Here is a 7,144-nt window from a genome sequence, read left to right on the forward strand (position 1 = left end):
GCTCCCGGTCCTGGCGGGCCAGGGCCTGGACGGCCTTCTCCCAAATGCCTTCCTTCTGCCACTTGCGGAAGTAGTGGTAGACGGTGGACCAGTGGGGCAGATCATGGGGCATGGCCCGCCACTTGATGCCGTTTTCCAGGACGTAAAGGATGGCGTTAACAATCTCCCTCCTCGGCACCTTGGCGGGGCGGCCGCCGGGCTTGGGGGCTGGGATGAGGGGTTCCAGGAGGGCCCACTCCGCATCGCTGAGGTCGCTGGGGTAAGATCGTCTAGAGCTCACCCCTCAAGGATACCATCCTTTTACGACAGCCTCTAAATCCTCCTCCGCAAGCGCTGAGGACGTCTTGACCGAGGCTTAAGACCGGCAAGGCCCTCTTCCTTGAGGCGTTTCCGCCAGCGGTAATAGGTGGCCCGGCTGATCCCCAAAAGCTCCTGGATCTCGGGCCAGCCCATCCGGTATTTCCTGAGCGCCTCCACCTGTTTGAGCTTCCGTAAGCGGTCCTGAACCGTGGGATCGCCGGCCCCGGCCTCTTGGAGTTCCCGGGCCTTTTGTGCTCCCCGGAAAACCTTTTTGCCGACCGTGGTAAGCTGCATCCGTGGGGACCCCCTCTCTCCTGGAGTGGTCCCCACATTTTTACTCGTCCAGTCTCACATGTGTCTGGCCGGGTTCAGGGGGTCCTGCGAAGGCGGGGAAAGAGGGCTTGTGCCCAAGCCGAAAGCCGTGGTGTGATGGAAGGGGTTTGTGGTTCCACGCACCTTACCCAAGCCCCTTTTCCTTTGGCTGACAAAAGATGAGAGGTCAGGCTCCACCCGATGTCCGACCTTTCCCGCGTAACCGGAAGCCTTTACGGTCTGGGGGGCGGACGGTTACCCTGGTGAGAGACCGATGGGGTATGCGGACAGCAAAGCGCGGCGGCTTTTTCGGATGGTCCACTTGCTCAAACAGCGGTCCTGGACCACGGCGGAGCTTGCCCGGAGGCTCGAGGTGGACCAGCGGAGCGTGCAACGCTACCTCCAGGACCTGGAGGACCTGGCCCCCGAACTGGGTTATGAGCTGGTCTCCGAGGGCAACCGTTACTCGTTGCGTGGCCGTGAACCCACCCTCACCCCCTTCGATCTCCTCTTCTTCTACGTCACCCAGCGCTTCTTCCTCCACCAAGCCCCAAGCCGCCATCGTACTTTTTACCGGAGGCTGGAAGAACTCCTGGAGCATTTCCCAAGCCATATTCGCCAGATCGCGGCCCTGGAGTTGGAACGGTACCGGGCCAGGGTCCAAAAGGGAGACCGGGTCTTGGAGCATGTGTTCCAGGCCTGGCAGGAGAGGCGTGTCCTGGAGGTGGTCTACGAGGACTTCCAGGGGAGACAGAAAAGGCGTCAGCTGGAGATATGGTTTGTGGAGGTGAACCGCTGGAACCTCAGCCTCTACGCCCTGGCACGCATCCGGGGAAGCAACCACACGTTTCCCAGCCTCTACAAGCTGACCCGCATGCGGGATACGCGCGTCCTACCCGATACCTACGAGATCCCCCCGGATTTTGACCCTAAGAGCTACCTCGGTGGGGCCTGGGGGACCTCCTTGCACACCCCAGGGACCCAGCAGGTCCGCGTTCGGTTGCGGTTCGCTCCGGGGGTCACCCGGCGTCTGAAGGAGGGGGATCTGCCCGAGCCCCTGGAGTGGACGCCTTGCGAAGGCGGGGGCCTCGAGGTGGTCTATCTGGTGAACACGGACGCGCAAGGGTTCCCTTTTGAAATCCTAGGGTGGGTGCTTTCCTGGGGAAGCCTGGTTGAGGTCCTGGAGCCGGAAAGCCTGAGGAAGCGCTGGGCGGAGGAGGTCCTTCGGCTGGCGGGCCGCCTCGGGCAGGGGACGGGCGACCCTCCCTCCCCCGGCTCCGCCCAGGCGCCCTCAGGGTAGGTGGGGACCGTTGAGGCCAGGGTTCACCCGGGGGAGGGGATCAAGCCTCCCACACCGCTTCGCTTTCTCCCCGGGCCTTGCGCACCCGCAGGCGGTTGGGAAAGCGTTCGGCCAGGGTCTTCACGTGGGTGATCACCCCCAGCATCCGTCCCCGGCTTCCCAGGCTTTCCAGGACCTCGCCTACGAGCTCCAGGGTTTCGGCGTCCAGGGTGCCGAAGCCCTCGTCCAGGAAGAGGGCCTCGAGGCGGCTTCCGGCGAGCTCCTCCGAAAGGGCGAGGGCCAGGGCAAGGCTCGCCAGAAAGGCCTCGCCCCCGGAAAGGGTGTCGGCGGACCGCCAGGCCTCCGTCCAGAGGTCCAGGATCCGGTACTCAAGCCCTCCCTTCTCCTGGGTGTCCAGACGGTATCGCCCCTGGGAAAGCTCCTCCAGGAGGCGGTTCGCCCGCGCCAGGAGGTTTTTCTGGAGCCTCCTGTAAAGCCATTCAGGAAAGGCCTCCTGGCGCAGGTCCTCCAGGAGAGGTTGCCAGAGGTCCAGTTCCTTCCGTACCTCCGCGAGCCTCTCCTCGGCCTCCTTCCTGCGGGCGATCTTCCGCTCCAGCTCCTTGGCCTGCTCCTCCAGGCGTCCTATCTCCCGGTCCAGGCGGGAGAGCGCCTCCTCCAACGCGGCCATCTTCTGTTCCAGCTCCTCCCTGCGCCGCATGCGCTCCTGGGGGGCAGGAAGGGGGTCGGGCAAGGGGGAGAGCCGGGAAAGGCCCTCCTCCCACCGCTCCACCTCGCTCCCCAGTTCCCTGAGCCTCCTCCGGTTTTCCTCCCACTCGCTCAGGGCCTGATCCTCGGCCTCGGGAGAGAGGAGACGCCCCTTCAGGTCCTCCTCCGGCGGGAGGTCCTGTACCTTGCGCCAGGCCTTCTCCCACTCCTTGCGCCGTTCCTCGAGGCGGGCCCGGACCCCGGCCTCCTCCCGCTCCAGCTCCCCCAGCCTTTTCTGGAGGCTTCTCCACGACTCTTGCAGTCCTTCCAGGGCCTCCCGGCGCCTCCGGAGTTCCTCCCGGTAGGCCGCGAGGTCCCGCCCTCCTAGGTGCCCGCCGAGGTAGTCCTCCAGCGCCCGGGCCAGAGCCCCCGCCTCTTCCCGGGCCCTGTCCCGTTCCTGGCGGGCCTGGGCGAGGTCTTTCTCCGAGGCCCGGGCCGTGGCGGCCTCCTCCCACAAGCCCAGCCGCCCCCTTATCCGCTGGGCTTCCCTTTCCAACTCCTCTTCCCCTCTGGGGTCCTCCGGCAAGCCGGGGTCTTCCCGGTCCGCGAGGAGCCCTTCCAGCCGCGCCACCTCCTCCTCCGCCCGGGCCAGCTCCATCTCCTTTTCCCTCAGGTCCGTCCGCAGGGTCTCCACCTCGGGCGCCTCCCCGGCGGGGGGGAGAGCCTGAACCACCCCCTCGCAGAGAGGGCAGGGCTCGCCCAAGCGGAGGAGATGGCGGTGGGCCCGCAACCCAAGCCGCTCCACCTTCTCCCGCAGGTCGGCCACCTCTTTCCGCAGGGCCTCCCGGTTCTCACGGGCCCGCCTCAGCCGGGCGAAGCGCGCGGAGAGGAGCCGGGCCTCCGTCTCCTCCAGGTTCCGGGCCAGGTCCAGGGCACCCTCCAGCTCGGCGGCCTGCTTCGCGAGCTGGTCCGCCTCCAGGAGGGCCTTTCTCAGGGCCCGTTCCATCCCCGGCTGGAAGGGGAAGGAAGGGGCGGGGCGGGGAAGGTCCCCTGCCTCCTGCAGCAGGGCCTGGAGCTCTGCGAGCCAGGGAAGTTTCCCCTCCTCCTCCCGCAAGGCCTGCAGGGCCTGTTCCAGCTCGTGGAGGACCACGCCGAGCCTCCCGGCCTCCTCCTGGAGGCGCCTCTCTTCGGCTTCCTCCTCGGTCCTCCGGCGCTTCAGCTCCTCGAGGCGTTCCTCCACTTCCTTGAGGGCCGCCTCTTTTGCCCGGAACTCCTCCCACCGCTCCAGGTGCCCCCGGGCTTCCCGGGAGGCCTGGGCCTGGGCCCAGGCCTCCCTCAGGTCGGGCTCCTTTCGCCGCTCCTCCTTCAGCTCTGCCTGGGCCTTTTCCAGGCCCTCGAGGTGGCGGATGAGCTCTTCCCAGCGGGCCTTTTGCTGGGTCAGCTCCTTCTTACGTTCCCGAAGCCTTTCCCGGTTCTCGCGGGAACGCGCCAGGCTTTCCTCGATGAAACGCAACGTTTCCTCACTCGCCCTCTCTTCCTCCAGGCGCTTCAGCTCCTCCTCAAGGCCCTTTGCCCGTCCTTCCAGCTCCTTCACCCGCTCCCCGGCGAGCTTCCGCATCTCCCCAAGCTCCTCCAGGCCGAAGAGCCGGTCCAGGATCTGCCGCCTCTCCCTTCCCGGGGCCTTCCGCAAGAGCTGGTCAAACTCCCCCTGGGGCAGGAAGACTGCCCGGATGAAAACCCCGTAGTCCAGGCCCAGAAGCCGCTCCACCCGGGCCGTGACCTCTCGCGTCCCCCTGGAGGCGAGGGGGAAGGCCTTGCCGTCCCTGAGCTCCACCAGGGAGGCCTCCCCCGCTCCCTTTCGGGAGAGTTCCCGTTCCACCCGGTACACCTTCCCTTCCAGGCGGAAGGTGAGGGCGGCCCAGGCCCGGGAGGCCCTGGGGTGGAGGATCTCCTCCAGACCCCGCTTGCCCAGCCGGGGGACGGCCCCGAAGAGGGCGAAGGTCATGGCCTCGAGCAGGGTGCTCTTCCCGCTTCCGGTGGGGCCCGTGATGACGAAGAGGTCCACGTCGTCCAGGGGGATCTCCTGCCGTTTGAGGTAGGGGCCGAAGCCTTCCAGCTCAATCCTCAGGGGACGCATGGCGCACCTCCTGACGCAACTCCTGGAACGCCCGGATCCGTTCCTCCCGCTTCTGGCCCTTCTCCTCCAGGTAGAGCGCGTAGGCCTCCTCGAGGGTATCGGGCACCTCTTCCGGTCCGGTCTTAGAATCCCGGTTTCCCGTCACGGACACCTCCAGGACGTGGTCCATGGCCAAGAAGGCGTCCCGCAGGCCGGGCTCTGCCGGTCCTTCCAGGATCACTTTGGCCCACCCCCTGAACTGCCGGACCTCTTCCTGGTGGGCCTGGGCCTCTTGGGCGGGGAAGCGGAAGGTGCGGAGGGGCCTGCCCCACCGTTCTACTACCGGGTGTACCCGCACAGGCAGGTGGCGTTCCGGGGGCACCTCCACCAGGAGAACCCCCCGCTCCACCTCCTCCGCCCCGAAGTCCAGGGCGATGAGGCTTCCGGGGTAGTGGGCGTTTTCCGCCACCCCCTGCATCCGGTGGAGGTGCCCCAGGGCGATGTAGCGGGCGGGGGGGAGGAGCCCCGGGGGCACGGCGTAGTGGTCCGCCAGGTAGAGAGCGTACTCCCCGCCCCCCGGCCGGCTTCCGGCCACGGTCAGGTGGCCTACGAGGATGTCCGCCTGGTAGTGGCTCAGGAGGCGGCCCATACGCTCCCCGTAGGCCAGGCGCCGCTCCTCGGAAGGCATCGCCAGGGTCTTGACAAGGAGCCTTTCCGAAACGAAGGGCACCAGGGCGAAGCGGAGGCCCTGGAACTCCACCAGGCCACCCTCGTCTGCCAGGGCCAGCCGCCCGCGGACCTGCACCTCGGGTTCCAGGAGGCGGCGGTAGAGCCGCTCAAACCGCTCGGGGGGGTCGTGGTTTCCCGCCACCAGGAAGCAGGGGATCCCCTCTTTCCGCAAGCGGAGGAGGAACTCCACCAGGACGCCCTCCGCCTCCGCCGAGGGCTGGGGGTGGTCTAGAAGGTCTCCCGCCGCCAGGACGAGGTCCACCCGTTCCTCCTTGGCTAGATTGGCCACGGCCTCCAGGGCCTCTGCCACTTCCGGGGTGCGGTCCCTGCCCTTGAGGGTCTTGCCCAGGTGCCAGTCCGCCGTGTGCAGGATCCGTAAAGGCCTTTCCATACTCCCTCCTCAGGGGACAACCGGGCTGGTGGTCGGCTGCCCCTGTGAACCGGCCTGCGGAGGCTCCGGGTTCTTCCCGGCGGGGGAAGGATCACGGGGGGTACCCCTTGCCCGCATCGCGGTCCGGGTGGAAGCCGCAAAAGGGCTGCCCGTCTTCGAGGGAACCCACGGCCGCCGCAGAGGCTTGATTATAGCCCTTCGCACCTGCTCCTCCCTGCCCTCCTCAGGCGACGGCCGCGGGGGCATCCGTCCCGTTCCTCTGGGTCAGCCAGCTGGAGAGCTCGGCGAGTCCGTGGAAGAGGTGCATGAAGAGGAGCTGGAGGATCTCGGGTTCCACCTCCGGGGGTAAGGGGAGGTGGAAGTCTGCCCAAACTTTTCCTTCCCGCACCCAGACCCGGGGCCACCTCCGCTCCGCGTTCCACCGGTTGGCGAGGCGCAGCGCGGCTTCCTGAGAGAGGCCTAGGGGGGGTTCCAAGGAGGCCATGAAAACCAGCACGTTGTCAAAGAAGCCGTCCAGCGTAACGGCCACCGTGAAGAGGAGATCGCTCTCTGCGTCCTTGAAAAGCACCCCCACGTGCCCCTCCCGGGAGACCAAAGGACGGATGCCGGGGAGCTCGGACAGGACCTCGAGGACCAGCCTTCTTGTCAAAGGCCTCTTGGACTTGAGGTTCATGGCGCTCATCCTCTCCATCCTTATCCCACCCTCGCGACACCTGCTGTCGCGCAACACGGGCCCGGAGAAGGCAGAGGGCTCTGGGCCTAGGGTCCCCAGGGTGAAGGTCTAGGGGGGATGTGCGTGGGGGGCAAGTTTACATGCCGAAAAAGTCCTCCGCGGGCGGCTGCGCGGCCCTGGACAGCTGGCCAGCGAATGCTTTGCAAAGAGGTACCCCCAAGCGTGCCGGCCTTTTACGGTATCTCCCGTGTCTCCCCGAGTAGGATGGAATGAAAAGGAGCTCCAGGGTTCCCAGAAGAAGGCGGAATATGCGGTGGAACCCACATTCCGCACCCCCTTTACTCCAGCAGGTAATATCGCCCAGCCCCCAGGAGGCGCACCGCGGTCTCGTGATGGGGCGCCAGGTTGAGGACCAGCCACTTGCCCCCCAGCTCCACCAGGCGGACCCACATGAACAGCTGAAACACCCAGCGCAAGGTGGGCTTGGCTGTGGGTCTCCCCTTCTGGTCCGGCAGGCTGGACCCCGTCTCCCAAAGCCTCCGCCTCAGCGCCCACTCCCCCAGGGCGTACACCAAAAGGGCCAGGGCCATCACCATCCCCAGGGCCATCACCCGCTCGGGCCGCTTCAAGAAGGTGCTC

General features: G+C 66.9%; 5 protein-coding genes and 2 pseudogenes. 1 reads left to right on the forward strand and 6 read right to left on the reverse strand.

Annotation, left to right across the window (positions count from 1 at the left end):
• Together BLP62_RS12765 and BLP62_RS12770 are read right to left on the reverse strand one after the other, a co-directional pair.
• Positions 1-280 (reverse strand): transposase (locus BLP62_RS12765; RefSeq protein WP_143004374.1); only part of this gene is annotated, 280 nt, incomplete at its 3' end.
• Between the two features lie 35 nt (positions 281-315).
• Positions 316-594, reverse strand: a pseudogene (locus BLP62_RS12770) (helix-turn-helix domain-containing protein); the annotation flags it as partial.
• A gap of 292 nt (positions 595-886) precedes the next feature.
• Between BLP62_RS12770 and BLP62_RS12775 the strand changes: the two are divergent.
• Complete coding sequence (locus BLP62_RS12775; RefSeq protein ID WP_093008678.1) at positions 887-1,912, forward strand: helix-turn-helix transcriptional regulator; 1,026 nt, start codon at positions 887-889, stop codon at positions 1,910-1,912.
• 40 nt (positions 1,913-1,952) lie between these two features.
• On the opposite strand, the gene BLP62_RS14460 is transcribed toward BLP62_RS12775, so the two are convergent.
• From BLP62_RS14460 to BLP62_RS12795, 4 genes and pseudogenes are all read right to left on the reverse strand, one after another.
• On the reverse strand, positions 1,953-4,733 hold the full coding sequence (locus BLP62_RS14460) for an AAA family ATPase (protein ID WP_093008679.1): 2,781 nt from the start codon (positions 4,731-4,733) through the stop codon (positions 1,953-1,955).
• Positions 4,714-5,832, reverse strand: coding sequence for a metallophosphoesterase family protein (locus BLP62_RS12785; RefSeq protein ID WP_093008680.1), 1,119 nt, complete (start codon positions 5,830-5,832; stop codon positions 4,714-4,716). Before BLP62_RS12785 ends, BLP62_RS14460 begins: the two co-directional genes overlap by 20 nt.
• 223 nt (positions 5,833-6,055) lie before the next feature.
• Positions 6,056-6,523 (reverse strand): YbjN domain-containing protein, encoded by a 468-nt coding sequence (locus tag BLP62_RS12790; RefSeq protein ID WP_093008681.1) that lies wholly within the window; start codon positions 6,521-6,523, stop codon positions 6,056-6,058.
• Positions 6,524-6,843: 320 nt separating this feature from the next.
• Positions 6,844-7,144: pseudogene (locus BLP62_RS12795) on the reverse strand (IS1634 family transposase); the annotation flags it as partial.

Origin of the sequence: Thermus arciformis, from assembly GCF_900102145.1 — a bacterium.
Classification (GTDB): Bacteria; Deinococcota; Deinococci; order Deinococcales; family Thermaceae; genus Thermus; species Thermus arciformis.